The sequence below is a fragment of the Pseudomonas sp. P8_229 genome (assembly GCF_034008635.1).
In the GTDB taxonomy this organism is placed as follows: Bacteria; Pseudomonadota; Gammaproteobacteria; order Pseudomonadales; family Pseudomonadaceae; genus Aquipseudomonas.
The window spans coordinates 13,454-38,089 of the sequence record NZ_CP125378.1; the positions used below are offsets into that span (position 1 = coordinate 13,454).

Consider the following 24,636-nt stretch of genomic DNA (forward strand, 5'->3'; position numbering starts at 1 on the left):
ATCGGGTTCGGTTTAAACGTCTACCCCACCGATGTGACCCTCGCAACCGGCGTGGGATGACGCGACGTCGCGAGACCAACAAGAGAAATCGCCAATGCCAGGCCTATAGTAGTGGTGACTTCAGTGCGGTGTTGCGGGGTGATCATCATGACCGCCAGCGCTGCGCAGATGAACACAATCACCAGCCACGTCAGCCATGGAAACAACCACATGCGAAAGGTCAGTTCGACGTTGCGCTGACGCAGTATCCGCCGCATCCGCAACTGCGACACCGCGATGGCCAGGTACACCAACAAGGCAATCGCCCCGGAGCTGGCTAACAGAAACTCGAACAGTCCGTCGGGCATGAAGTAGCTCCACACGGTGATCGACGCGCCGAGCACCGTGCTGGCGATTACAGCCGCCCGTGGCACGCCTTCCGAGGAGGTGGCCTTCAACATTTTCGGTGCATCACCACGCCGGCCCAGCGAGTACAACATCCGAGAGGCAATGTAGATCGAAGAGTTCATGCAACTGGCCACGGCGATCAGGACGACGATGTCGACCATGAACTTGGCGTGAGGGATATTCATGATTTCCAGGGCGCGCTGATAAGAGCCGACCGAGGCCAGCAACGGATCGTTCCAGGGCACCACGGAGATCACCACGAAGATCGACAGCAGGTAAAACACGCCGATACGCCAGATTACCGAACGCGTGGCCTTGGCAATGTTTCGCGACGGGTCGTTCGATTCGGCCGCCGCAATAGTCACCGCTTCAGTACCGATGAAGCTGAACATGATGGTGATGAACGCGCCAACCACCGCTGACAATCCGTTAGGCGCGAATCCGCCGTGCTCGGCCATCAGCCCGCTCAACCCGCTGACTTCACGATCGGGCACCCAACCCATCAACACGGCAAAACCGACGCCGATAAAACCGATGATCGCCACGACCTTGGCCATGGCAAACCAGAACTCGAATTCACCATACTTGGACACGCTGAACAGGTTGGTCACCACCAGCGCAATGATCGAGCCCAGCGCGAACATCCAGGCATCGACTTGCGCAAACCATTGGTGCAACACATGCCCGGCCGCCAGCGCTTCGATCGGAATGACCAGAACCCAGAACCACCAGTACAACCAACCGATGGTAAAACCAGCCCAGCGGCCGATGGCCTGGTCGGCATAGGTGGAGAACGAACCGGTATCCGGATTGGCCACCGCCATCTCACCGAGCATGCGCATGACCAGAACGACGAGCAAACCTGAAAACAGATAGGCGAGAAGCACCGCCGGCCCTGCTGCGGCAATGGCGTGTCCTGAACCTACGAACAAACCGGCGCCAATAATCCCGGCGATGGACAGCATTGTGACGTGACGAGGCTTGAAGCCCTGCGCCAATTGGCTACTCGAATCCATGGAGTTCGGGCTGATCATTGGTTTTTTTGTTCTCTGCTGATCGACATTCAAGCAAAATTGACCGGGCAGACGATCGATCACCATCGTTGCCTGCAGAAACTCCCGAAAGAAGCCCGTTCAACCGCCGCAGTTCTTATCAACCCCATGATTTGAGTGGGGTTATTTTGATACGAAGACACGTCACCTTAGCCGGCCTTCCCAACGATCCAGTAGCCTGATTGCGCCATGATCGTGTCTGATATCGACACGCCAATACCTGGAGGTCGTGTTGGAGACTCGTGAGTCACGGAGAACCTAAGACCATTCCCGAAACCCTGCCTCTGCGGCGCACCGCACTCCGTTCAAGACAAAACAGGGGGTTTTGACGGTTTCCGAACGCCCTCCCGTCGTCAACAAATTTCACCCTCGCTGTTGCAGGGCCGCACCTCCTGGGAACGCCACTCCTTGACGAGCTGGCGGCGACTTCGAGAGTAGCGCTCTGCAAGTACCACCGCGCTCGCAATGTCATCCATGCCGATCACCCGAAATCTACTGTCCAGCTCACACCATGCAGCTATGAACCGCCTGGATTCTATGAAGCCCAGCATGATCGGCCAGATCACTTGTTCGTCCTCCGGTGCATGTGCGATCGAAAGTGTAATGCGCAGCTTGCGCTGCTCCCGAAGTGCCCCGCGTATTTGACTCAGATCGAGAGGCATCAAACCCTTCATAGGGTGGCCCACGTAGACCGTGTCGTCGTCCAGGGCCGAGCGCATATCAGCGGGAAGAACGGCATTGATCTTGGCCAGTGCGTTCGTTACGGCGAGGGTGAGTGAATCGTCGGCTTGGCGACTCACCCACTGGGCGCCGATTGCCAGCGCATATATTTCCTCTTCGGTGAAAGACAGTGGGGGCAGAAGAAATCCTGGTCGCAGAATGTAGCCGACACCTGGTTCGCCCTCGATGTCGGCGCCCATCTCCTGAAGTGTGGCGACGTCACGGCGGATGGTGCGCAAAGACACACCCAGCTCATGCGCAAGCGCTTTGCCTGACACCGTCCTGCGGTGTCGGCGAAGTGCTTGCATCAGGTCAAATAATCGATGACTTCTGGTCATTCCGGCTCCATCGCGACGATGCCTTTACCGCCAAGCTTGCGCCCTTTTTCAAGTTCTGTGATTAGCTGGATCGCTGCGTTCAGCGAAACGATTTCTCCAATGGGCATTCTGAGGTTGTTCTCCCGGGCAGCATCCGCAAGCTTCTCGAGAATATCGGCACGTGGCGAACCGATAACAGGCTTCAGCCGTCGATCGAAGATCGCCCGGATGAACTTGCCCGGGCCGGGATTCAGATCCAGCAACACGCCGCTTTGCCGCAGCATGGCCATCCCCGCCGACATTTTCATTGTCGCGGCGGTATCGAAGACCACGTCGAAGCGCGTAGTGATCGTTGAGAGATCCATCGTGCGGTAGTCGTAGACGGTCTGCACGCCGAGTGCTCTGGCCCGTTCCATGTCCCGGGCGCTACAGCTACCGGAGACAACGGCACCGAAAAGCCGTGCGATCTGCACAGCGGCTTCGCCGACCGCCCCGGCACACCCGTTGATGAAGACATGCTGATCAGCACGCAGCTTTGCCTTGTCGATCAGCCCGTTCCACGCGGTAACGCCTGGAGTGCCCAAACATGCCGCATCCTCGAAGGAAACACTGTCGGGCTTTTTGGCAAGGAACGTCTCCTTTGTCACCACCGCCTGGCCGAGCGCGCCACTTTCCTTGAAGCGGGCAAGACCAAATACGGCGTCACCTACCCGAAGCCGCGTTACACCGTGACCGACGGCCGTGACGATCCCGGAGAAGTCCATCCCCATCGCCCGGGGAAAAGCCCTGCCAGTCACGATTTTCATTTGTCCGTCGCGCAGCTTCCAGTCGATTGGATTGATGGCGGCGAACTTTACCCGCACCGCCACTTCCCCGTTGCCAGGTGCGAGCAGTTCGAAATCTTCGATCCGCATCACCTCCGGGCCACCATAGTTGTTGTACTGAATACGTTCAAATCCGGGCATGGCGCAGTTCCTTCACAGAGCAGGCAGCGACGAGACTGGATGGGTATATCTGCCTGAGAAGCGCAGCATAAAACCCGGTGGTGCCAATTTATGGCACCATTTGTGAAAGTCGTTTTGTGTGCTCCACAGGTTCAGGATCCTGGCGTACTCACGCGAGTGCCGATCAGGTAAGCGAACTCAATGCTCAAAGCAACGAAGATCAATGGTGGGAGCGGGCTTGCTCGCGAAGACGTCGGCCCGGCAAACATTGATGTTGACTGCCCCACCGCTTTCGCGAGCAAGCCCGCTCCCACAGGGGATCTGCGCTTGACTGATCGGCATTAGACTAGTGGGCCTGCCCTTCTCCGCTATCGAGTAGATGGCGAGCACGCCGGGTTCAACGCGGATGGATTCCCCAGCTGTTGCCTGCGCAAGAAGCCATCGACCTGAACCGTGCCGCCAACGATTGGTTAGCCGCAGCTGCGCAAGCTCATCCCGAGCGCTTCGCCGGTTTTGCAACCCTGCCGTGGCAGCCGCCGGAAGCGGACGCACTTTCAGTTCATTCACACGCTGATGGGTGCCGAGCGCATCCTGTATTCCATCGACTATCCCTTTCAGAGCCTGGATGGGGCGCGAGCCTTTATCGATGCACTTCCCGTGAGCGATGCCGAGAAAGCACTCATAGCCCACGGCAGCTACGGCACCGAGCTACCTGGAACGGTTTGGAACACCTGAACACCCGGATGACCTGTTGAATCATCGCTGCATCAGCAACCGTCTTGGAGATGATCGGGTGTATCGGTGGGAGCTGGAGCGCGACGGTGAGGCATTACAAATCACCGTTCCGACGTCCATCACTGTCGACCAGGCCGAGACGGGGCTCATTGCAGTACTCGGTGGTGCTGGCTTGATGTATTTGCCGGAACCTCTTGTCGCGCCTTATGTGAAGGACGGGCGGCTCCGTCTGGTGCTGACGGAGTGGGCGCCTCTGGAAGATGGCTTTCATATCTACTATTCCAGCCGGCGGCAACTGCCAACCGGGTTGCGCTTGCTCATTGAATTCATCCAGCAAATCAAGCCGCTGAGCGGGTAGCCCGACGCCGCATCATCTTCCTCACACCACAGCGGCTTCAATCGTTCTGGAGCGCCAGGCAAAAGCCAACACCATCAGCAGCCCCAGGCCGGCCATCGCCGCTGCGGCCAGGGAAATCGCCGGATAACCCAGACCAGCGTTGATCACCGCTCCGCCCAGCGCTGCGCCAATCGCGTTGCCAAAATTGAACGCGCCAATGTTCACCGCAGAGGCCAGATTGGGCGCGTCCTTCGCAGCTTCCATGACGCGCATCTGTAGCGGCGGCACCAGGGCGAAACTGGCGACACCCCATATCAGGATGGCGACGGCGGCCGGCAGCGGCCAACGCATCAGTACGGTGAACGCCAGCAAGACGAGAATCAGCACGCTCAGCGAGATGATCAGAGTGCGATCAATCGAGTGGTCAGCGGCCTTGCCGCCCCACATGTTGCCCAGCGTCAACCCGACACCGTAGAGCACCAGCATGGCGGTGATGAAGGCGGTGGACGCATGGGTCTCGCTGCTGAGGATCGGCGCGATGTAGGTGAAGACGGTGAACATGGCACTCGAGCCGACGACGGTCAGGGCCAGCGCGCCCAACACCGGGCCACGCCCCAATACCCGAATTTCCGCCATTACACCGACGCTTTGCGGCGCCTTCAGGTCAGGCAGGGCGAACCACAACGCGGCCATGGTCGCCACGCCCAGCCCGGTAATACCCCAGAAAGCGGTGCGCCAACCGAACAGTTCACCAAACCAGGCGGCCAGCGGCACACCGCCAATGGTCGCCAGAGTCAGGCCCATGAACATCGCCGCCACCGCCCCGGCACGTTTCTCCGGGGCGACCACGCTGGCGGCGACGATGGAGCCAACGCCAAAAAATGCACCATGGTTCAGTGAGGTCACCACCCTGGCGACCATGAGGCTGTAGTAATCGGTAGCCAGAGCTGACATCAGATTACCCAGGGTGAAAATCGCCATGAGCCCGATCAGCAGATAGCGCCGGGGGATCCTGCCGGTGGTCAGGGTCATCAGCGGTGCGCCGAGCAATACGCCCAGCGCATAAGCACTGACCAGCAAACCGGCGGCGGGAATGGAAACGCCCAGGTCCGCAGCGATACCCGGCAACATGCCCATGGGGGCGAACTCTGTAACGCCGATGCCAAAGGCACCGATGGCGAGTGCGACAAGTGGTGGATTGATACGCATGGAAGGCTCCTTATCTATGCCGCAGATGCTACGATCCTGTCTTTTCAAGCGGTAGATAGCATTTTTGGTAATCACCTTTGCGCGGGAGGCACAAGTGGATTTCAACGGCAGGTCAGGTGAAATGAGCGTGTTCACCACCGTGGCGCAGGAAGGCAGCCTGTCGGCCGCCGCACGTGCACTGGGCCTGACACCCTCGGCAGTCAGTCGGATCATCGCGCGTACCGAACAACGTCTTGGCACCCGCCTGCTGTTGCGCACCACCCGGGCGATCACCTTCACTGCCGAGGGCGAAGCGTTCCTGCGCGGCGCCCGGCGTATCCTCGCCGACATGGACGAGGTCGAAGAAGCCATCGCCGATCAGGGCGTACCCAGGGGACGATTGCGCGTCAGTGCCGCCCTTGGTCATGGGCGGCTGGCCATCGTTCCCTTGGTCGCAGCATTCAGCGCCCGTTACCCGAACATCGTCGTCGACCTCACCCTCGGCGACGAAGTGGTCGACATTCTCGGCGGGCAGGCCGACGTCGCGGTCCGCTTTGGCCATCTGCCCGACAGCCCGCTGACCGCGCGCAAGATCGGCAACACCGGCCAGGTAGTGGTGGCATCGCCCGAGTATCTGCAGCGCCACGGCATCCCCCAGCAACCGGAGGATCTGCTACAGCACAACTGCCTGCGCTTCAACTTCCGGCGTGCCGAACCCAACTGGCCGTTCATCCGCGATGGAAACGAGTTTTCCCTGAAGGTCAGCGGCAACATCGAATGCAGCAGTGGTGAAGCGCTGGCACAACTCGCGCGAGTCGGCGCCGGCATTGCACGTATCGGTGAATTCAGCGTGAGCGAAGATCTGCAGCGCGGCGACCTGATTGCGCTGTTGGAAGCCTGGAACCCCGGCGACCAGGAACCGATTCATGCAGTGTTCGTCGGTGGAGCGGCAATGCCGGCGCGGGTGCGATTGTTCGTGGACTTCTTGCTGGAACATCACCGGATGTAAGCGCAGGCGAAAGCTGATATTTCCGGGCACTCGCGATGTTGAGGTGTCCGAAACATTTTTCGGTGTACGCAAGGTTTCAGAAAATGCGTAAGCGACGGGCTTGAAACTGGAGGCAGGCCGCAGCGTCCGTTACCCGGACGCTGACAGTTCAGTGGGAAGCGTTGCTCTGCTGCTGAAGCTCAAGTTGCCTGGCAGCACTGGCTTGGAGGGTTGCGCGCTCTTGATCCAGATACCGATAAATGCTTTGGAGGTTGGCAATTTTCTGTTTGATTTCTGCCATTTTCTTTTCAATCAGCTTCGCGCCGTCAGCACAATCGATCAGCTTGTTCCGCTGCGCATCCAGAATCTCGCCTATTTCCCCCAGAGAAAACCCCATGCTTTGCGCGCGCTGGATAAAGTCCAGATCCTGCAGAGTCTGCTCGGTGTAAACGCGATAGTTGTTGGTTTGCCGCAGCGGTGAGATCAGGCCGATTTGTTCGTAGTAACGCAGCGTATGGCGGCTGGCACCGCTGCGGGCCTCGAGGTCGCCGATTTTCATGAAAACACCGCTTGACTGTAGAGTTGGGTCGATAGTTTACGCTTGATTTCTCACCTTCAACAAGGAACAGGGAAATGAGCGTGGAGTGCTTTGTCACGGGCGGAACTGGCTTCATCGGTCAACATTTGGTGGCGAACCTGAGTGCAAAAGGTCACACCATTCGGGTGTTGATGCGTCGCCCGGAGCGACTGGCTGCGTTGCGCGAGCAAGTCGATAATCTGGGAGGGTGCGCAACCCGGGTATTTGCCGTAGCTGGCGATCTGGAACGGGACAACCTCGGACTGAGTCTTGCTGACCGGGAAGTGCTAAGGCGTGCCCGCGTCATATTCCACCTGGGCGCCCATTTCGCATGGGGGCTTTCAGTGGAGCACGCTCGTGCGGTGAATGTGGAAGGGGCAAAGCGCGTGGCGCTGTTGGCGGCTGAGCAAAAAAGCCGTTTAGTGATGATCGGCGGCTACATGCTGAAAAATCATCAACATCTGCAACGTATCGGCATTGATCCTCGTCATCCGGAGTTGACGAACTGGTCTGCCGTCTACCGGCGTGTCGGCGGTTACGAGGGAAGCAAGCTGGAGGCGCATTTTGCGACTCTGGAGGTCATGTCCGCCAAGGGTGGGGAGATGACCGTTGTCCACCCTGCGACTGTCTGTGGCCATAGCCGCACAGGGCATATCCTTGACGGTCAGCCGCTGGTGGAGCTGATACGCAACCTTGTGCAGGGAAAGCTGACTGCGGTGCCCGGTACCGCCGAACACTGGCTGCCACTGGTCACCGTGGACTACCTGGTTGAGCTGGTGGCAGTTTGTGCTTTTGATCCTGCCATGGTGGGCCAGGAACTGCTGGCGCTTGATGACCAAACTCCAAACTTGCGAGAACTCCTGATTCAGGTGGCACAACCTTTGGGCTTAAAGTCTCCCAAGCATCACATTTCACTCCGATTGCTGAAGTTGCTACTGAGCATTCCTCCCGTCGCGTGGTTTTTGAATACAAAACCCGAAGCCCTGGACTTTATCCAGACCACTCGTTTTGATACAGCCGCGGTCGAACAATTTGCCAACAGGCATGGAATAGCCAAACCGGATATACGTCAGTCTTTGCAGCACACTGCAACGTTCGTCAACTCATATTGCATAGCCAAGGGCCAGGCCCTCTGACCTCTCCCCTGGCGGCGACAAGAAGGCGAATAACAACCTGCTGGGCGATCCAGCGCCTGTGTCAGAATAAATACCGGGGTTAGCGGGTAATGCCGATCAGTTAAGCGCAGATCCCCTGTGGGAGCGGGCTTGCTCGCGAATGCGGTGTGGCAGTCAACATCAATGTTTGCCGGGCCGACGTCTTCGCGAGCAAGCCCGGTCCCACACTTGATCTTCGTTGCTTTGAGCATTGAGTTCGCTTAACTGATCGGCATTAGGGTTACTGGGATCTTCATATCCTCAAACTTGGCGCCGTCGATACAGGGCGGCATTCTATCGAACGACCATTCAGCGACAGGGATCGTCATCAATGCAATCCACTTTCAGCAAAGGCGTCATATTTGCACTCTGCGCTGCGGCACTGAACGCAACGATCGGTGTACTCAGCAAAATACTCATGAGTAATGGTTTCAGCGCCAGCAGTGTCGCTCTCATCAAGACTGTACTGGGTTGCGTGCTTCTCTCGACCCTATTGTTTTTTCTCAAGCGCCCGGTGGCGTCGACCAAATGGACTCAGGCGGCTATCTGCGCATTCCTTGGCATCTTTGTGCTGTTCCATTTCGAAACATCCGCCTATCGACACTATGCTGCAGCAGGTGTGGTGGTGGTGCTGATGGCCAGTGCCTCGATTTCCTCGATCATTCTGGGGCGCATTTTCCTCAAGGATGCCATCACCGCGAACGCTACCGTGGGTGCCGCTCTGGCTATCGCCGGAATCTCGGTGATCTTCGGCGGCGACCTGCAGCAGGGCTTTACCCTGCAAGGTGCTGCCCTCGCCTCCGTGGCTGGCTCCGGTTATGGGGCCTTTTCGGTTGCGATGAAGCGTATGGGGGTTTCGGGAGGGCTGCACTTCACCCGACAATTGTTGTTCTTTGGCAGCCTGTACTTGCTGATGCCAGCTGCCGCCGATGGTTTCGCGATGGGCGAGTTGTCACCGCTGGCGATCGCCGCGCTACTGGCGCTGGCCACGCTACCGACGATCCTGGGCTTCTTCTGCACCACCAAGGCCATCGAGTATCTCAAGCCATCCCAAGTGCAAGCGCTGGAGCTGACCGAGCCACTGTTCGCCGCGCTGCTGGCGTTTGTGGCGCTCAACGAAGTACCGCGCGAAAGCCTGTACGCAGGAGCGGCACTGATCATCGTCGGTCTGTGTTTCTCCAATGAACTCATCCGCTTGGGCAGCAAAGCAGCCGTGCCTTCGACCGAGTGAGCTGTTTTCGAACCCTGACTTTAGCAATCAGTAGTTTTTCAAGTGTTTTGAGCGACCGACCACTGGCCGATTTCAGCCCTTCCCCGAAGGGCAGATTCGGGTCGTCTGCCGCTCATTACCAGGGGCGTGCAGCACAATGGGGTGATGACCTGGAGGCAGAGCGCGGCTGCGAAGTTGTCGAGCCGGCTTTTGCGCCGTGACACCCAGGTAGCCTGGTCTGCTACACAGCGGCAAGCTGGACTTGATCTCTACCACTTGATTTAGCACTGTACATCGCGGTATCGGCACGCCGAATGAAGGCGTCAAACGATTCTGATGGAATCCACGTCGCAACGCCGAAGCTACAAGTCGCCTGTCCAATATCATCAAATGGCAGAGTGCTTATCAGCGCTCGAAGTTTTTCTGCCAGCAGCCTTGTATCGTTCAGTTGGGTATCCGGGCAGATCAATGCAAACTCTTCTCCGCCTGTTCTGCACAGTAGATCGGTTTTGCGCGTTGCCGAACGTATTCGTGTGCACAACGACTTCAGAACGTTATCACCACACTGATGGCCCCAGCGGTCGTTGATCTGTTTGAAGTGATCGACGTCAAACATGATCAGCGACAGAGAGCGGTGTTGCACGCTAGCCTCGATGAGCAGGCGTTCCATCAACTCTTCGAAGTATCGGCGGTTATAGACGCCGGTCAGGTGATCGGTAATGTTCAACAAACGCAAGTCTTGCGTGCGTTCATCAACCAGCGAGAGCGCGCGGGAGCGCTGCGTAATCAGCAAGTACACCATCAAGGTCAGCAGCAGCGTCAACCCTGCTCCGAACACGATAATCAGGCTGATGGACAGTGCGTAGCTGTTGGCGACCAGAAAGGTTGAGCTGGGTCTGAACTGGATCAGGTAATTCTGGTCGGCTACTTTCAGCAGCCGCTGCGCATACAGCGTTGAAGGGGCAGCAGGGGCCGAGCTCTGATAAATGGTTTCCCCTTGATGCTGCGTGTCGATCAATGAAAGCGTCACGTTCAGTCGTTGCAGACTTGGCAATGGAATGCCTTGTTCCATCAAAGAAGCCAAGCGTACGGTAGAGACAACGAACCCCTGCAAGTTGTCATCGTTCAATGCAACCTCAGGGGACTCCCGGAATACCGGTGCGACAAAGAAAATCCCCGACTGCCCATTGGTCATTTTCAATGGTTCCGACACAACTATTTGCCGCGTTTCTCGTGCCTTGCTCATCAAGGCCTGGCGACCCGGGCGAGCCAGAACATCCATGCCGGGTATGACCTTTACGTCATCGCGCTTCAATATGTAGAGCAATATCCAGTGTTCCGGCCGGCTGCTGAGGGGGACTCTTTCGCCGGTGACGGGGTTGATTTCATGATATGAAAAATCACCGGTGCCGTTGCGAAGCGCCGTGGCGCGAAACGCCTGGAGATCCTTCTCGATAATCCTGGGGACCCAGCTACAGGCTTCGTCCTCTTCAACCAGAGGCGTAACGAATCCCAGAAACTCCTTTTCAGTGACATCGTCGGCGTTGATAAAGAAACGCCTCACAACGTCCAGTTTCAGGACCTGAGTATTAAAGCGTCGTTGCAGGCGACTGAATCTTTCGTCGACCTCCAGCTGAAAAGCAACGCTGACGGTACGCTGCTCTGACCTTTCGAATAGCGTCAGTACCAAGAATGTGACGGCCACCCCTGCCAGGCACACCAGACCGCAAAGGGTCACGTCTGATGCTTTGAGAGCGTTCTGACGAGTAGACATCATGTTGTGTTCCTTGCTCATCGCCAAAAACAGTGTGCAGTGACCTGAAGTGCTTTTGGAGTATCGGCACGCTTGTCGTTATCTTTATGAACAAGGTGTTAGAGCAAGGGGTTTATATGAAGGATTCCAAGCAGTTAACGGTTCAAATCCAGTGCTGTCGTGGCAAATCGGTCTGCGAACCTTATAGACACCTTCGCCGATCCTCCGCAGTCTTCGTCCGGCAGGCATAGGTCAGCCAGTCTTCGGCCGATTCTGTTGAAAAAGTCGGCCATGGTTTTCACAGCTGTAAAGTACGCGCGCGAGATTGAAATCTTTGCTTGCGGCAAAGGTTTCCAGAAGCAGATTTCACGCAGCAACGTGCAAAAAAAGGCGTTTTCACCAGTCAATGATTAGGCCGTTTTGGATGACCGGTTTTTTTCAACAGAATCAGCCAGAAGTGGCCACTCGCGAGTGCCTGCTACGCCCCTATACGGCGAGCACACGAGTCTGGCTTAAATAAGGTCTATCCCCTTAGAACAAGCGACATGTCTGAATATTTGTCACATATGAAGTCGACGAATGCGCGAACCTTTGGCGCCGCGAGCCGCCTGGAAGTGTGCAACACCCAAAGCGCTGGCTCTACGCCTGACACCGTTCCCCACTGAACCAAGTCGCCACGAGCGAGCTGGTTCCAGGCGATGGACTGGGGGATTAGAGCGGCACCGCCACCGGCGATAGCTGCATCGCGGACCATCAGTAGCGAAGAGAGTCGCATCTTCGGGATCGGCTCCAAGACCAACTGCCCGCCATCAAGACTCCATTGCGTTGGCTGGAAAGCCGACGTCACGATAGCGGGAACGGGTCTGATCGCGCCGGCCATCGGCCTGAGAATTTGAGGCGCCGCCACCACTATCAGCCGGTCCTTGGCGAAGCACCGTCCGACCAGGCTGCTGTCCGGGCTTGGGTTGATTCGAATGGCGACGTCAAATTGCTCTTCCACCAGATCCACCCTGCGATCTTCCGACACAACCTCGATGAATACCTCCGGATAGGCCGCACAGAACTCGGCGCCGATACGTCCCATTGCGAGCTGCGAGAACAGAATCGGGGCCGCGACTCGCAGGCGTCCGCGAGGCGTTGAAACGCCCTCACGTGCTGCTGCCATGGCATCGGTCACTTCACTCAGCGGGCCTTCGGTTCGAGACATCAGCGCCTCACCCGCGTCGGTCAGCTTCAGACCACGTGCGCTGCGCTCTACCAGCCTCACGCCCAGTTGATCTTCAAGATCGCAGATTCGGCGCGACAACGTGGCTTTGGAAATACCGCTCGCACGGCTTGCCTTTCCCAACCCCTCATTGCTGGCGACGAGGATGAAATCAATCAGCGCATTAAGGTTCATGGTGTTCCATATATGAAACGAGGTGTATGAATTTTGCGGTCTTCGTTTTGCATGTGCAACAGGTTAATTTCTCGTCATCGGAACACGATATGAGGAATTGCCATGAACACCCTTCAACGTGCTGTATTGATACGCGACTACGGTGGTGCGCAAGCCGCAAGAATTTCCGAGATCGAGAAACCGGCACCCGAGCAAGGCCAGGTTCTGGTTCGGGTTCGGGCCGCGGGCGTCAATGGCATCGACTGGAAGGTTCGCGAAGGTCTTGTGCGCAATGCATTCGCACTGCCATTGCCCATCGTACTGGGCGCCGAGATGGCCGGAGTGATTGATGCGGTGGGGCCCGGCGCCTCTCGTTTCAATGTTGGCGACCGTGTCATGGGAGCGATGGGCGCATTGGGCGCTTACGCTGAATTCGTGACTGTCAACGAAGCGAGTCTTTCTCTGACGCCTGAGGCTCTGGACGACGTCCATGCGGCCGCCATGCCTGTGGCAGCCGTTGCGGCGTGGAACAGTCTTCATCACGCGGGGCCGATCCTCGCGGGTCAGCGAGTCCTGATTCATGGCGCCGCAGGTGGGCTAGGCGCTTATGCCGTGCAGTATGCCAAGCGGGCAGGCGCCGAGGTCTTTGCAACGGCGGGCGCTGCGGACCTGGATTACGTGCGAAGCCTCGGCGCCGATTTTGTCTTTGACTACCACTCTCAACGTTTCGAAAACATCGTCCGGAATATTGCGCTGGTGCTCGACTACGTCGGTGGTGAGGTCCTGGATCGGTCGTGGCAGGTGTTGGCGCCGGACGGTGTGATTGTCGGCACGTCATCTCCCGAAATTCTTGCCCGGACGCCGACGGATCGCCGTGGCCTCTGGTTCATGAACAAGCCTGATCCTCACTTGCTGGAGCAGTTGGCCAGGGAAGTCGCCAACGGCACGCTTCAATCGAGGATCGGCGACGTAGTTGGTTTTTCTGATATTCCCAGGGCGATCGAACGCAATCGCACCGTTTCACGGACGGGCAAGGTTGTTGCGGATTTCACTCGCTGATCCACTCTAAATCCCATGCAGGAGTTTCAAACATGAGCATTCTGGTTATTGGCGCCACCGGCACCATTGGTTCACTGATCACTCAAGGCCTTGCTGGCGCGGGCGCCGAGGTCAAAGCCCTGGTGCGCCAAGCGGGTAAGCGGGAGTTTCCGGCTGGTGTCACTGAAGTTGTCGCAGACCTCACCGACGTAGCGTCGATGCGCGTTGCGCTCGCGTCGGTGCGTAGCCTGTTCCTGCTCAATGCCGTGACGCCCGACGAGGTCACTCAAGCCCTCATCACGCTGAATCTGGCTCGTGAGGCGGGTATCGAACGCATCGTTTATCTGTCGGTGATCCATGCCGACAAACTCACCAATGTCCCGCACTTCACCGGCAAACATACGGTTGAACGCATGATCGAGAGTCTGGACATGCCTGCCACGATTCTGCGTCCGGCTTACTTCATGCAAAACGACCGCATGGTCCAACAGACTATTCAGAACTACTCGGTTTACCCAATGCCGATCGGCGCGGCGGGCGTGTCGATGATTGACGCGCGCGATATCGCTGATGTCGCGGTCGCAGAACTGCTGCGACGCGATAAGGCCCCCTCTGCGCTGCGTCGTGAAACGCTGGAACTGGTTGGGCCGCACGCGCTTACCGGTGCGTCAGTGGCGAAAATATGGAGTGCGGCTCTGGGCCGCGAGATCGCCTATGGGGGTGATGACGTGGCAGCTTTCGAAGCACAGCTGGCTTCGTATGGCCCCACCTGGCTGGCTTATGACATGCGCCTGATGATGTCGGGTATCCAGACCTTCGGCATGCAGTCAGTTGAGGGAACTGTAGAACGGCTGCAGACCCTCATGGGGCACCCACTGCGCACCTATGAAGACTTTGTGCGCGAGGCCGTTTCCGAGGCATAAACCGCCATACCGAGAGGGCGACGCTTGAGCAGTCCTGCTGGCGCACACCGCCTCACCTCGCGCGTTATCGAGGCAGGTTCGGCGGGCGCCAGCAGATCGCACTACAAGGTGTAAGAAACACCGACCTGCACGGTTCGCGGCGCCCCCGGATAGGCATAGACGTTGCCGAATGCGCCCTCTTCATAATCGCGGTCAAACAGGTTTTTCACGTCGAGATTGAGTCGCACCTTGTCGTTGATCTTGTAGAAGCTCAGCAAGTCGACAACGGTGTAGCTGCCCATCGAAAACGCGGTGTTGGCGGTTTGTCCGGCGCGCTCGTCAACGTATTTGAGGCCGGTGCCCAGGCCCAACCCCTTGAGGGTTCCGTCCTGGAACTCATACATATTCAGCAGGCTGAAGCTGTTTTTCGGGATGTTCAGCAACCGCGTACCAGAGCGCAGCACGTTGTCCTTGGTCACTTCGGCATCGACATAGGCGTAGCCGCCAATCACGCGCCATTCGGGCGTGAGGTTGCCGGCAACGTTAACGTCGAAACCACGGCTGCGCACCTCACCGGCCGCAACGCTGAAGGTCGAATCAACAGGGTCGGTGGTCAACACGTTACGTTTTTCGATCTGATAGACCGCCGCATCGACACTCAACTGCTGATCCAGCGCTTCCCACTTGATACCCATTTCGTAAGACTTGCCCTTCTCCGGCTCGAACCCTCCACCCTGGCGACTGGCGCCGGTGTTCGGCTTGAAAGAGCGCGCGGTATCGGCATAGACCGCCAAGGTCTCGGTCAGGTCGTAGGTCACGCCGATGCGCGGAGTCACCGCGTTGTCACTTGCCTGCCAACTCTTGGCGCCGGGCACATAGGTTTCGTAGTCATGTTCGAAGCGTTCGAAACGTGCCCCGGCCAGCACCTTCAATTTGTCGGTCAATGCCACTTGATCCTGCACGAACGCGGCATACGTCTTGAGGTTTTCCTTATCGTCGGTCGGCGTGCGGGTGAGCGCCGGACGCGGCTGGCCGTACACCGGATCGAAGATGTCGATCGGGTACGCACTGACAGCACCACTGGAGCGTTGAATGATCGACTTGTAGTCGTAATCCTCATACTCGATGCCAGTGAGCAACGTGTGCTGCAATCCAGCGGTCTCGAAATGGCCGGTCAGATTGAGCTGGGTATCCTTGTCGGTCCACTCCAGCTTGCGATAGTTGAAGTTGCGACCCAGGGTGCGGCCGTCCGCGGCAATACCGTTGGCCTCGACTGCGTTGCCCTTGAGCGAACCATCGAGCCACTGGAAGCCGCCCCCCAGCGTCCAGTCGTCGTTGAGCATGTGCTCGAAACGCAGTTGCGCCATGTTGTTGTCGTTATGCAGCTTTCCAGCGTCTTTTTCGCCAAAAAAACTGTCGCGAGAGGCGGTACCGGTCTGTTTCGCGTAACGGGTAACGCCTCGATCCAGAGGTGCGTTGTTACGCATGAAATCGCCTTCGAAAATCAGCCTGGTCGCATCGGTTGCCTGCCAGGTGAGCACCGGCGCGATGCCGTAGCGCTCAGTTTCGACATGATCACGGAAGGTGTCGCCGCCCTCGCCCACTACGTTCAGTCTATAGGCCAGGCGCCCCTCATCATCGAGCGGGCCGGAAGCATCCAGCGTGCCACGCTTCATGCCCTGATCGTTGAGTTGACTGCCCAGGGTGACGGAGCGCTCGGGCAACGGCTGTTTGGAAACCACGTTGAAGGTGCCGCCAGGATCACCTCGACCGTAGAGCATGGTGGCCGGGCCGCGCAGCACTTCGAGGCGCTCAATCGTGTTGGCATCCGGCATGTTCGGGTAGCCACGGTTGATCGGAAAACCGTTGCGATAAAACTCGCCGGTGGTGAAGCCACGCACGGTGAACGTGGTCAGGCCCTGGCCACCAAAATTGTTCGCCCGTCCCACACCCCCGGCGTAGTCCAGTGCGTCCTGCAAACGAGTGGCGCCCAGATCCTCGACCACATCCTTCGAGACCACACTGATCGATTGCGGGGTTTCGTGGATCGATGTGTCGGTACGTGTGGCGCTGGCCGAGCGCGTCGCCCGATAACCCTGCACCGGCCCGTCCGCCCTTTCGTAATTCGCAGTACCGATCACATCGGTTGCGTCCAGCTCGAGCGTTGAGGGCGATCCCTCTGTTTGTTCAGCCCATGAGGCAGGCGACAACGCTTGCAGGACACAAATGGAAAGCAGGGTTCGACGCATGGAGAGAGCAACCTTTACGAATAGGCCAATACAGGGAGTGAAACCGCCAAAAACTCCCGCGCATGCTATACACAACCATTCGCAATTAACACAAATTCCCATTATCCCCGTTTGTCATTGACGATCGCGACACCGTTGCCAAGTGCCCTTCCCCGTACAGTTCCATGTGCTGCCCGAAAGCCCCTCAGTGGCCTGCGCAAATTTCGATCCACCTTCACCAACCGGACATGTGCGACTTTTCGTTCAGGCCCTGATTTACACAACAGGACTTATGTAAGCCGACGAGATGCCGATACCGTGCAGCGGCACGCAAGCACGCAAGCAGCACTTACTCCATAGAAGGCAGGAACCTGAACAATGTTGGAACACATCTGGCGCAGCATCCATTCCCCGGGCTACTTCCCCAACGTACTGGAGTGGATGGTCAATATTCTCCTCAACCCGTTCATGGTGATTATGTGCCTGATGGTCGGGGCGCTGGCGGGCAAGTGGTGGAGAGCCGTCCCCTACGGCGGCCTCACTTGTTATGTGGTGTTCCTGAGCCGGTCGCCATTCTATCGCTGGGGAAGCATTTTTCCCGAAGCCGGCCTGCCTGCGTTATTGATCGATGGCGCACTGCTTGCCCTCCTAGGCTTCTATTTGAAAGGCGTACTCGGAACCCGGTCAGAAGCAAGACCCGAGGGCCACTGGCTGCGAAAGCTGTATCAAAGCCTCAAGGTCGTCATGGTGACCGTCGTGTCGATGTTCTGGACACTTGTCGTGCTGTTTATTCTGATCTTCACCGTCTCGATCGCAACCCAGCCGTCATTGGCGCACTGACCCACCTGCCGCTCGGGATACCTGTTGAACATTCACGTTCTCCCCATCAAGTAGCGTATTGAGCAACTGAAGATCAGGCGCGACCACTCACTGGTGTCTAAAAAACCTGCCACCACTCATAATGCCGCTCCTCCCGACTCCCTCATCAAAGTTCGACAGCCATGCCTGAAGAGTTCGAAGTACCAAGCCCTCACGAGCAACATATTGAGCACACGACCCACCATGCCCATGCACAAGGCGATCGCTTTGCCAGCAAGATTGCGGTGATGACGGCAATCATGGCGACTGTCGGTGCCTTGATGAGCTATCAGGCAGGTTCCACGGAGAGTGAGGCGGCGATGGACAAGAACAACGCCGCCATCCAGAAGACCGAAGCCGCTAACGAATGGAACTACTACCAGGCCAAGTCCAGCCGGCAGAACCTGTCGGAGCTGGCCAGCCATCTGCCGGGGCTGGATTCTGCCCATTATGTTGCCGAGGCGCAGCGCTACGGGGGGCAGAAAGAGGAAGCGCGCAAGAAGGCCGAAGCCCTTGAGCAACAGGCGCACGAATGGGAGGAGAAGTCAGAGCAGATGCTGCATCAGCATCACCGCTGGGCCCAGGCCATGACCGCGATTCAAATCGCCATTTCACTGGCGGCCATCACCTTGCTGACGCGCAAGGAATGGCTCAGGCGCGTGTCTTTTGGGGCTGCGGGTTTGGGGGTCATGCTGGGTTCGCTGGCCTGGCTGCATATTTGAGCGAGGTGGCCAGACGCTCGACGGTTGCATCCACAGCCAGAAACGGACATTCCCATTAGAGTGTCTTGCGCTCTACAACAGAAAGCCCGGCCCAGATCCAAAGACAAAGGCCATTTTCCTGGCCCCGGACGCGTCCGTGGCTCCCCCGTCACGACCGTCCAAGGCTGCCCGACGCTATCCGGCCCGAGACCCGCGCGCCTCCGGCTTCTTCCTGGCGATTACAGGTTTTTTAGCTACGCTTGCCAGCATGTGAATGGCGTACCTGCGACCACTCCTTAATTGTCAGGCAAGGGAGCCAACTTCAATGGATAGTATTCAGGGCGTTTATCCAATGGCAACGGTTCTGGTGGTCGACGACACTCCCGACAACCTGATGTTGATCGCCGAGTTGCTCAAGGACAAATATCGGGTCAAGGCCGCCAACAGCGGCGAGAAAGCCTTGCGTCTTCTGCAGGCTGACCCGCTTCCCGATCTGATCCTGCTGGACATCATGATGCCGGGCCTGTCCGGTTATGACGTGGCCGAGCAGCTCAAGCGTGATGCTCGCATTCACCCTATACCGATCATTTTCCTGACCTCGATGACCGCCACGGAAGACGAGATTCGCGGCCTGAGCCTGGGCGCTGCGGATTACATCACCAAACCGATCATCCCCCCGGTGCTCATGGCCAGGGTCGAAACTCAGATCAAGCTCAAGGCCGTTGCCGATTTCCTGCGCAATCAGAACGATTTTCTGGAGCAGGAAGTGCAACGTCGTACCCGTGAGGTGATCGCCATCCAGGATGTCACGATCCACGCCATGGCCTCGCTGGCCGAAACCCGAGACAACGAAACCGGCAACCACATTCGCCGCACCCAGCACTACATAAAACTCCTCGCCGAACTGCTGCGCGAGCACCCGCGCTTCCGTCACTTCCTCGACGAGGAAACCATCAAACTGCTATTCAAATCGGCACCGCTGCATGACATCGGCAAGATTGGCATTCCTGATCGCATCCTGCTCAAACCGGGTCGGCTCACTGCCGAAGAGTTCGAGATCATGAAGACCCACACCACATTGGGCCGCGACGCGATCCAGCACGCAGAGGATCAGTTAGGCATAGACGTCGATTTCCTTCAGCTGGCCAAGGAAATTGCCTACGGCCACCAGGAAAAGTGGGATGGCAGTGGCTATCCGCAAGGTGTGGTCGCCGACGACATCCCGATCAGCGCCCGGTTAATGGCCGTGGCAGATGTCTACGATGCACTGATCAGCCGCCGCGTGTACAAGCCCGGCATGCCCCATGAGCAGGCGGTGGAAATCATCCGCGAAGGCCGGGGCTCGCATTTTGATCCGGACATCTGTGACGCGTTTCTCGCCAATGCCGAGCAGTTCCGCGAAATTGCCGCGCGGTTCGCCGACAGCGACCAGGACATGGCCAGGCAGTTAGCCCAGCTTGAGCAGATCGCCGACCTTCCCTGAGCCACGCGCATCACTCTGCACATCCAGTTAAAGAGGCCGTTTATGAACAGACTGTTCGAGATGCTCGAGCGCCTGTCTCTGCGCAGTAAATTGATCATCGGCTTCGCTGCGCTGCTGATATTGATCCTGATACTGGGCGTGCAAAGCCTGCGCACCCAGTATTCACTCAGAAATGAAATGCAGCAGTTGTACCAACAGGATCTGGTGGGGATCCAGCATGTGCAGGAGGTTCGGGTGCAGTTGCCGCATCTGTTGCTGGCAATGCAACGCGCGATCGCGACCAACAATGCAGACATCCGCATCAGCGCCAGAGCCCAGATGGATGCCGCCCAGGAGCGACTCCATGAAGCGCTGGAGCAGGTTCGTCCAACGCTGCGCAGACAGAGCAGTATCAGCAGCCTGCTGGAGTTCGAAGTGGTATTGCAGCGCCTGCAAAAAGATGGCGATGAGGCGCTGGAACTGGCCGGCAAGGGCTCCCTGGGGCAGGCCTTGATGTTGCTCAACAGTAAGGATTTTCTTGAGCTGGAACAGGGAGGCGACGGGCTGCTCACCCAGATTGAAAAGAACAAGGAAACCGACATCCACGATACGGCAAAGAACCTCGCGGAGTACGCACAGCGCAGCACTACGATCACGTACATCTTGCTGCTGGGCGGCTCGGCGCTGGCCTTGCTGTTGACCTGGCTGGTCAGCTATTCCATTCGCGTTCCGCTGAACCGCGTGCGTGTGGCCGTGGACGAATTGGCGTCGGGCAAGCTGGATGGTCAGATCCCTCACACCGACCTTCGCAACGAAACCGGCGACCTGGCGCGCGCCATCGCCACGTTGCAGCAGGAGGCTTGTCAACTTGAGCGCCAGCGTTGGGTGAAGACCCACGCCTCACTCCTGCAAGTCGATCTGCAACAGGCCGAGACGCCGCAACAATTGGCCCAGGCTTTTTTCAGCCATATCGCGCCCCAGTTGGGCATGTGCCAGGGGGCGCTTTACGTTCTCTATGAAGGCGCATCACGTCTGCGATTGGTCGGCGGTTATGCGGTGGACAGTGCGCACCCACTGCCCGTTGATCTTGAGCTCGGTGAAGGGTTGCTCGGCCAGTGTGCGCTGGATCGCCAACCCCGCCAGCTCAAGGATCTGCCCGAACAGTTCTGGCATGTGCATGCGCAGTTGGGCGCAGCCCCCGCCAGCCACCTGCTGGTTCAGCCCGTGCTGCGTGGCGAGCGCTTGCTCGGAGTTGTGGAAATGGCTGGCTTTCGCTCGCTGGAGGAGAACGAGGCGTTGCTCTTGCAAGAAGTCCTGCCCAGGCTGGCCGGTGCGATGGCCATTATGGAACGCAGCGAGGCGGCCCAGGCGTTGCTCCAGGAAACACGGCGCCAGGCTGACGAAATGGGAGCGCAAGCCTTGCAGCTGGAACACCAGGCCAGAGAGCTGGAGGCCCAGCAGGCAGCATTGCGCGCCACCGAGGCCTGGTACCGCGGCATCATCGAGGCGGCACCGGACGGCATGCTGGTGCTGGGAGCCGACGGCCGCATCCTGATGACCAACCCGCAAATGGACAGCCTGTTTGGCTACGCCCCCGGCGAGCTGATTGGCGCCAGCATCGAGCGCCTGGTACCGCAGGCTGCCCGCGAGCGGCACGTCAGGTTACGCGACGGGTTCATTGCCAGCGGCGGAACCCGGCAGATGGGTGGCGATCTTGACGATTTGAGCGGGGTACGCAAAGACGGCAGTCTGTTCTCCGTGGAAATCGGCCTTTCGCACCTGCCGCGTCTGGAGGGACGTGGTGTCTGCGTATGTGCCTCGGTGCGCGACGTGAGTGAGCGCCGGGCGATGGAGGCAAAGCTGCGGACCGCCAGCGATCGCCTGAACCTGGCGCAGGAGTCCGGTGACATCGGTCTGTTCGACGTTGATCTGGTCAGCGGCACAAACTATTGGACGCCACAGCTCGAAACACTGTTCGGGCTGGAGCCTGGCCGATTCGGTGGCACGCTGGCGCACTGGAAGGCGCTGGTGCATCCCGAGGACGTGGCACGGGTCAGCAGCACGTTCGAGAACGCCGTTCAGAGTGGCGATGATCGCGTCGAGTTCGACTTCCGGATCGTGCGCAAAAACGATGGGCTGGTGCGCACGCTCCGGTCGCTGAACCGCTTCTCACGCACGCCAGACGGTAAGCCATTGCGCGCAACCGGCATCAACATCGACGTGACAGCACTGGCAGAGGCAAGGGCTGCGGCCGAAGAAGCCACGCTGGCCAAGAGCGAATTCCTCGCCAACATGAGCCATGAAATCCGTACGCCGATGAACGCCATCATCGGTATGAGCCACCTGGCACTGCGTACCGAACTGGACAAACGCCAGCGCAACTACATTGAAAAGGTACATCGCTCGGCGGAAAACCTGCTGGGGATCATCAACGACATCCTCGACTTCTCCAAGATCGAGGCCGGCAGGATGAGCCTCGAACAAGCGCCTTTCCGCCTGGAGGACGTACTCGACAGTTTTGCTGCCATGATTGGCCTGAAGACCGAGGACAAGGGCCTCGAGTTGCTGTTCCAGATCCCGCCCGACTTGCCCACGGCACTGCTGGGCGATCCCCTGCGGCTGGGACAGGTGCTGATCAACCTGGGCAACAACGCTGCCAAATTCACCGAGCGCGGTGAAATCGTGGTCGGCGTGGAGGAAGTGGCTACGCACACGGACAGTGTGCAACTGCATTTCTGGGTGCGCGACACGGGCATCGGCATGACCGTCGAGCAGTGTTCACGCCTGTTTCAGTCATTCAGTCAGGCGGACAGTTCGATCACCCGCAAATACGGGGGCACCGGGTTGGGCTTGTCTATCTCGAAGAAGCTGGTGGAGCTGATGGCCGGCCGAATCTGGGTTGAGAGCGAGCCGGGGGTCGGTTCCACGTTCCATTTCCAGGTACAACTCAGCGTGCAGCACGACGTTCAGCCGCGTCGGATGTTCAAGGCCAACGAACTGCTGGGCATGCGGTTATTGGTCGTGGATGACAACGCCAGTGCCCGTGAAATTCTCTCGGGCATGGCGCGCAGCTTTGGCCTGGAAGTGGATGTCGCGCAGAGTGGTCGGCTGGCGTTGCACATGTTGGACGACGCCGAGCACAAGGCGCTGCCTTACGATCTGGTCCTGATGGACTGGCGGATGCCCGGCATGGATGGCATGGAGGCCGTGAGCAAAATGCATTCCGCCAGCCTGATGCATACGCCGCCGGTCATCATGGTGACCGCTTTCGGCCGCGAAGAAGCCCGCGAAGAAGCCGAACGCCAGGGCATCCAGTTGCCGGTGGTACTGACCAAACCGGTCACCCCCTCCTCTCTGCTCGAGGCCATCGGTGTGGTGCTGGGTAAAGACCCGGAGGGCGATACCCGTGCCGGCGAGCGTTCGCAACAGAATGCCGGCACCGTGGCCAGCCTGAGTGGCGCGCGTCTGCTGCTGGTGGAAGACAACGAGCTGAATCAGGAACTGGCCTGCGAGCTGCTCGAGAGTGTCGGAATAAGCCTGCGACTGGCCTGTCATGGCAAGGAAGCCTTGGACATCCTGGCCGAGGATGACAACTTCGACGGTGTGCTGATGGATTGCCAGATGCCTGTAATGGATGGCTACACCGCCACCCGGCGGATTCGCCAGCAGCCGAGCCTCGACGCTTTGCCGGTGATCGCGATGACAGCCAACGCCATGGACGGTGACCGCGAGCGCGCACTGAGCAGTGGCATGAACGACCATATCTCCAAGCCCCTCAACGTCGAGGCCATGTTCGCCACCCTGGCAAAATGGATCAAGCCACGGCCTGCTCAGACCTTGCTGAGTACAGGTTTCTCCGATGGTTTGCCAGATCGTCTCGAGGGCATTGACCTGGCAGCGGGTCTCGCCACCTGCATGGGCCGGCGGGACCTCTATTTACGGCTGCTGTGCAAGTTTCGCGACACTCAGACCGGCTTTACCGAACAATTCCAGGCCGCACGGATCGATCCGGATGTGGGCGCCGCCGAACGGCTGGCTCACAGTTTGCGCGGCACGGCCGGCACCATCGGCGCCAAAGCCCTGGCTCAGGCCTGCGCTTTGCTGGAGCAGGCCTGCCAGAACGGTGAGTCCGCAACGCAGCTGAAGGCGCTGGCGACACAGGTCGAGCACTGCCTGCTCCCGATCCTGACGGCTCTGGCCGACCTCAAGGCAAACACACCGACCGCCACCGGTGACGGCCTGCTGGAGGGTTCGGCAATCAGCCCGCAACTGAACAGGCTCAAAGAGCTGTTGGCCGAGGGTGACACGGCGGCTTTGGACACACTTGCCGGATTGCGCAACATGCCACTCGATCGGGTGTTGGCAGAACGTCTGGAACGGGTCGCGGTGCAAGTGGAACGGTTCGACTTCGACCGTGCCTTGAAGCTTTTGCAGGATGAATGAGGGTGGAATTATTTCCTGCACCCATGGCGACAGGCGCTCAAAGAGCCGCTAGCGAGAACCGGCAAGGTATTTGGAAACAAAATGAAAAACGCTTCAATGCAGATCAGAACTGAGGATTTTACCCAAGCAATCAATGGATTGGGCACCGACCTGAGTACGTTAATTCACTAGTAGTCAGTAAAGTCTGCGAAGCAAGGCATTGGTGGTGTAAGAGAATTAGAAGCTGGCGGACGACAAAGCATTTTGATTTTAGGGAAAGGATGA

General features: G+C 58.5%; 18 protein-coding genes. 10 read left to right on the forward strand and 8 right to left on the reverse strand.

The window, feature by feature from the left end; translation table 11 throughout:
- Positions 1-20 precede the first annotated feature (20 nt).
- The 3 genes from gabP to QMK55_RS00090 form a co-directional block, all read right to left on the reverse strand.
- Positions 21-1,421 carry a GABA permease gene (gene gabP, locus QMK55_RS00080; RefSeq protein WP_320328331.1) on the reverse strand — a complete coding sequence of 467 codons (1,401 nt, stop codon included), beginning with the start codon at positions 1,419-1,421 and terminating at the stop codon, positions 21-23.
- Positions 1,422-1,792: 371 nt separating this feature from the next.
- Complete coding sequence (locus tag QMK55_RS00085; RefSeq protein WP_320328332.1) at positions 1,793-2,497, reverse strand: YafY family protein; 705 nt, start codon at positions 2,495-2,497, stop codon at positions 1,793-1,795.
- On the reverse strand, positions 2,494-3,441 hold the full coding sequence (locus QMK55_RS00090; protein WP_320328333.1) for an NAD(P)-dependent alcohol dehydrogenase: 948 nt from the start codon (positions 3,439-3,441) through the stop codon (positions 2,494-2,496). Before QMK55_RS00090 ends, QMK55_RS00085 begins: the two co-directional genes overlap by 4 nt.
- A gap of 730 nt (positions 3,442-4,171) precedes the next feature.
- Here QMK55_RS00090 and QMK55_RS00095 point away from each other — a divergent pair.
- Positions 4,172-4,513, forward strand: a complete 342-nt coding sequence (locus QMK55_RS00095; protein ID WP_320328334.1) for a LysR substrate-binding domain-containing protein — start codon at positions 4,172-4,174, stop codon at positions 4,511-4,513.
- Between the two features lie 21 nt (positions 4,514-4,534).
- Here the strand turns inward: QMK55_RS00095 and QMK55_RS00100 are convergent, their stop codons facing one another.
- Positions 4,535-5,701 carry an MFS transporter gene (locus tag QMK55_RS00100; RefSeq protein ID WP_102358006.1) on the reverse strand — a complete coding sequence of 389 codons (1,167 nt, stop codon included), beginning with the start codon at positions 5,699-5,701 and terminating at the stop codon, positions 4,535-4,537.
- A gap of 94 nt (positions 5,702-5,795) precedes the next feature.
- Here QMK55_RS00100 and QMK55_RS00105 point away from each other — a divergent pair, with 94 nt between their 5' ends.
- Positions 5,796-6,689, forward strand: a complete 894-nt coding sequence (locus tag QMK55_RS00105; protein WP_102358007.1) for a LysR family transcriptional regulator — start codon at positions 5,796-5,798, stop codon at positions 6,687-6,689.
- Positions 6,690-6,837: 148 nt separating this feature from the next.
- Here the strand turns inward: QMK55_RS00105 and QMK55_RS00110 are convergent, their stop codons facing one another.
- Positions 6,838-7,227, reverse strand: a complete 390-nt coding sequence (locus QMK55_RS00110; RefSeq protein WP_320328335.1) for a MerR family transcriptional regulator — start codon at positions 7,225-7,227, stop codon at positions 6,838-6,840.
- A 74-nt stretch (positions 7,228-7,301) separates the two neighbouring features.
- Here QMK55_RS00110 and QMK55_RS00115 point away from each other — a divergent pair, with 74 nt between their 5' ends.
- The gene (locus QMK55_RS00115; RefSeq protein ID WP_320328336.1) at positions 7,302-8,381 is read left to right on the forward strand and encodes an SDR family oxidoreductase; all 1,080 of its coding nucleotides are present in this window, start codon (positions 7,302-7,304) and stop codon (positions 8,379-8,381) included.
- 349 nt (positions 8,382-8,730) lie between these two features.
- On the forward strand, positions 8,731-9,630 hold the full coding sequence (locus QMK55_RS00120; protein WP_320328337.1) for a DMT family transporter: 900 nt from the start codon (positions 8,731-8,733) through the stop codon (positions 9,628-9,630).
- A gap of 220 nt (positions 9,631-9,850) precedes the next feature.
- Here QMK55_RS00120 and QMK55_RS00125 read toward each other — a convergent pair whose 3' ends face one another.
- The gene (locus QMK55_RS00125) at positions 9,851-11,386 is read right to left on the reverse strand and encodes a diguanylate cyclase (protein ID WP_102358013.1); all 1,536 of its coding nucleotides are present in this window, start codon (positions 11,384-11,386) and stop codon (positions 9,851-9,853) included.
- Between the two features lie 499 nt (positions 11,387-11,885).
- A complete protein-coding gene (locus QMK55_RS00130; RefSeq protein WP_320328338.1) occupies positions 11,886-12,761 on the reverse strand; it encodes a LysR family transcriptional regulator in 876 nt (291 codons plus the stop codon).
- Positions 12,762-12,863: 102 nt separating this feature from the next.
- On the opposite strand from QMK55_RS00130, the gene QMK55_RS00135 reads away from it, so the two are divergent.
- Positions 12,864-13,799, forward strand: coding sequence for an NADP-dependent oxidoreductase (locus QMK55_RS00135; protein ID WP_320328339.1), 936 nt, complete (start codon positions 12,864-12,866; stop codon positions 13,797-13,799).
- Between the two features lie 32 nt (positions 13,800-13,831).
- Positions 13,832-14,701 (forward strand): NmrA/HSCARG family protein, encoded by an 870-nt coding sequence (locus QMK55_RS00140; RefSeq protein ID WP_320328340.1) that lies wholly within the window; start codon positions 13,832-13,834, stop codon positions 14,699-14,701.
- A 101-nt stretch (positions 14,702-14,802) separates the two neighbouring features.
- Here QMK55_RS00140 and QMK55_RS00145 read toward each other — a convergent pair whose 3' ends face one another.
- Positions 14,803-16,929, reverse strand: coding sequence for a TonB-dependent siderophore receptor (locus QMK55_RS00145; RefSeq protein WP_320328341.1), 2,127 nt, complete (start codon positions 16,927-16,929; stop codon positions 14,803-14,805).
- A 357-nt stretch (positions 16,930-17,286) separates the two neighbouring features.
- On the opposite strand from QMK55_RS00145, the gene QMK55_RS00150 reads away from it, so the two are divergent.
- The 4 genes from QMK55_RS00150 to QMK55_RS00165 all read left to right on the forward strand — a co-directional run bounded on the left by QMK55_RS00150 (position 17,287) and on the right by QMK55_RS00165 (position 24,372).
- Positions 17,287-17,748, forward strand: coding sequence for a hypothetical protein (locus QMK55_RS00150; protein WP_102358024.1), 462 nt, complete (start codon positions 17,287-17,289; stop codon positions 17,746-17,748).
- Between the two features lie 161 nt (positions 17,749-17,909).
- A complete protein-coding gene (locus QMK55_RS00155; RefSeq protein WP_102358025.1) occupies positions 17,910-18,488 on the forward strand; it encodes a DUF4337 domain-containing protein in 579 nt (192 codons plus the stop codon).
- 304 nt (positions 18,489-18,792) lie between these two features.
- Positions 18,793-19,950, forward strand: coding sequence for a two-component system response regulator (locus QMK55_RS00160; RefSeq protein ID WP_320328342.1), 1,158 nt, complete (start codon positions 18,793-18,795; stop codon positions 19,948-19,950).
- A gap of 42 nt (positions 19,951-19,992) precedes the next feature.
- Positions 19,993-24,372 (forward strand): response regulator, encoded by a 4,380-nt coding sequence (locus tag QMK55_RS00165; RefSeq protein ID WP_320328343.1) that lies wholly within the window; start codon positions 19,993-19,995, stop codon positions 24,370-24,372.
- The last annotated feature ends 264 nt before the right edge of the window (positions 24,373-24,636 follow it).

What these genes read in the sequence shown, in the direction of transcription:
- gabP (WP_320328331.1), bottom strand. Translation starts at nt 1,421, where the DNA reads ATGATCAGCCCGAACTCCATGGATTCGAGTAGCCAATTGGCGCAGGGC.
- QMK55_RS00115 (WP_320328336.1), top strand. Translation starts at nt 7,302, where the DNA reads ATGAGCGTGGAGTGCTTTGTCACGGGCGGAACTGGCTTCATCGGTCAA.
- QMK55_RS00145 (WP_320328341.1), bottom strand. Translation starts at nt 16,929, where the DNA reads ATGCGTCGAACCCTGCTTTCCATTTGTGTCCTGCAAGCGTTGTCGCCT.
- QMK55_RS00100 (WP_102358006.1), bottom strand. Translation starts at nt 5,701, where the DNA reads ATGCGTATCAATCCACCACTTGTCGCACTCGCCATCGGTGCCTTTGGC.
- QMK55_RS00110 (WP_320328335.1), bottom strand. Translation starts at nt 7,227, where the DNA reads ATGAAAATCGGCGACCTCGAGGCCCGCAGCGGTGCCAGCCGCCATACG.
- QMK55_RS00090 (WP_320328333.1), bottom strand. Translation starts at nt 3,441, where the DNA reads ATGCCCGGATTTGAACGTATTCAGTACAACAACTATGGTGGCCCGGAG.
- QMK55_RS00130 (WP_320328338.1), bottom strand. Translation starts at nt 12,761, where the DNA reads ATGAACCTTAATGCGCTGATTGATTTCATCCTCGTCGCCAGCAATGAG.
- QMK55_RS00165 (WP_320328343.1), top strand. Translation starts at nt 19,993, where the DNA reads ATGAACAGACTGTTCGAGATGCTCGAGCGCCTGTCTCTGCGCAGTAAA.
- QMK55_RS00125 (WP_102358013.1), bottom strand. Translation starts at nt 11,386, where the DNA reads ATGATGTCTACTCGTCAGAACGCTCTCAAAGCATCAGACGTGACCCTT.
- QMK55_RS00150 (WP_102358024.1), top strand. Translation starts at nt 17,287, where the DNA reads ATGTTGGAACACATCTGGCGCAGCATCCATTCCCCGGGCTACTTCCCC.
- QMK55_RS00160 (WP_320328342.1), top strand. Translation starts at nt 18,793, where the DNA reads ATGGATAGTATTCAGGGCGTTTATCCAATGGCAACGGTTCTGGTGGTC.
- QMK55_RS00135 (WP_320328339.1), top strand. Translation starts at nt 12,864, where the DNA reads ATGAACACCCTTCAACGTGCTGTATTGATACGCGACTACGGTGGTGCG.
- QMK55_RS00085 (WP_320328332.1), bottom strand. Translation starts at nt 2,497, where the DNA reads ATGACCAGAAGTCATCGATTATTTGACCTGATGCAAGCACTTCGCCGA.
- QMK55_RS00155 (WP_102358025.1), top strand. Translation starts at nt 17,910, where the DNA reads ATGCCTGAAGAGTTCGAAGTACCAAGCCCTCACGAGCAACATATTGAG.
- QMK55_RS00120 (WP_320328337.1), top strand. Translation starts at nt 8,731, where the DNA reads ATGCAATCCACTTTCAGCAAAGGCGTCATATTTGCACTCTGCGCTGCG.
- QMK55_RS00140 (WP_320328340.1), top strand. Translation starts at nt 13,832, where the DNA reads ATGAGCATTCTGGTTATTGGCGCCACCGGCACCATTGGTTCACTGATC.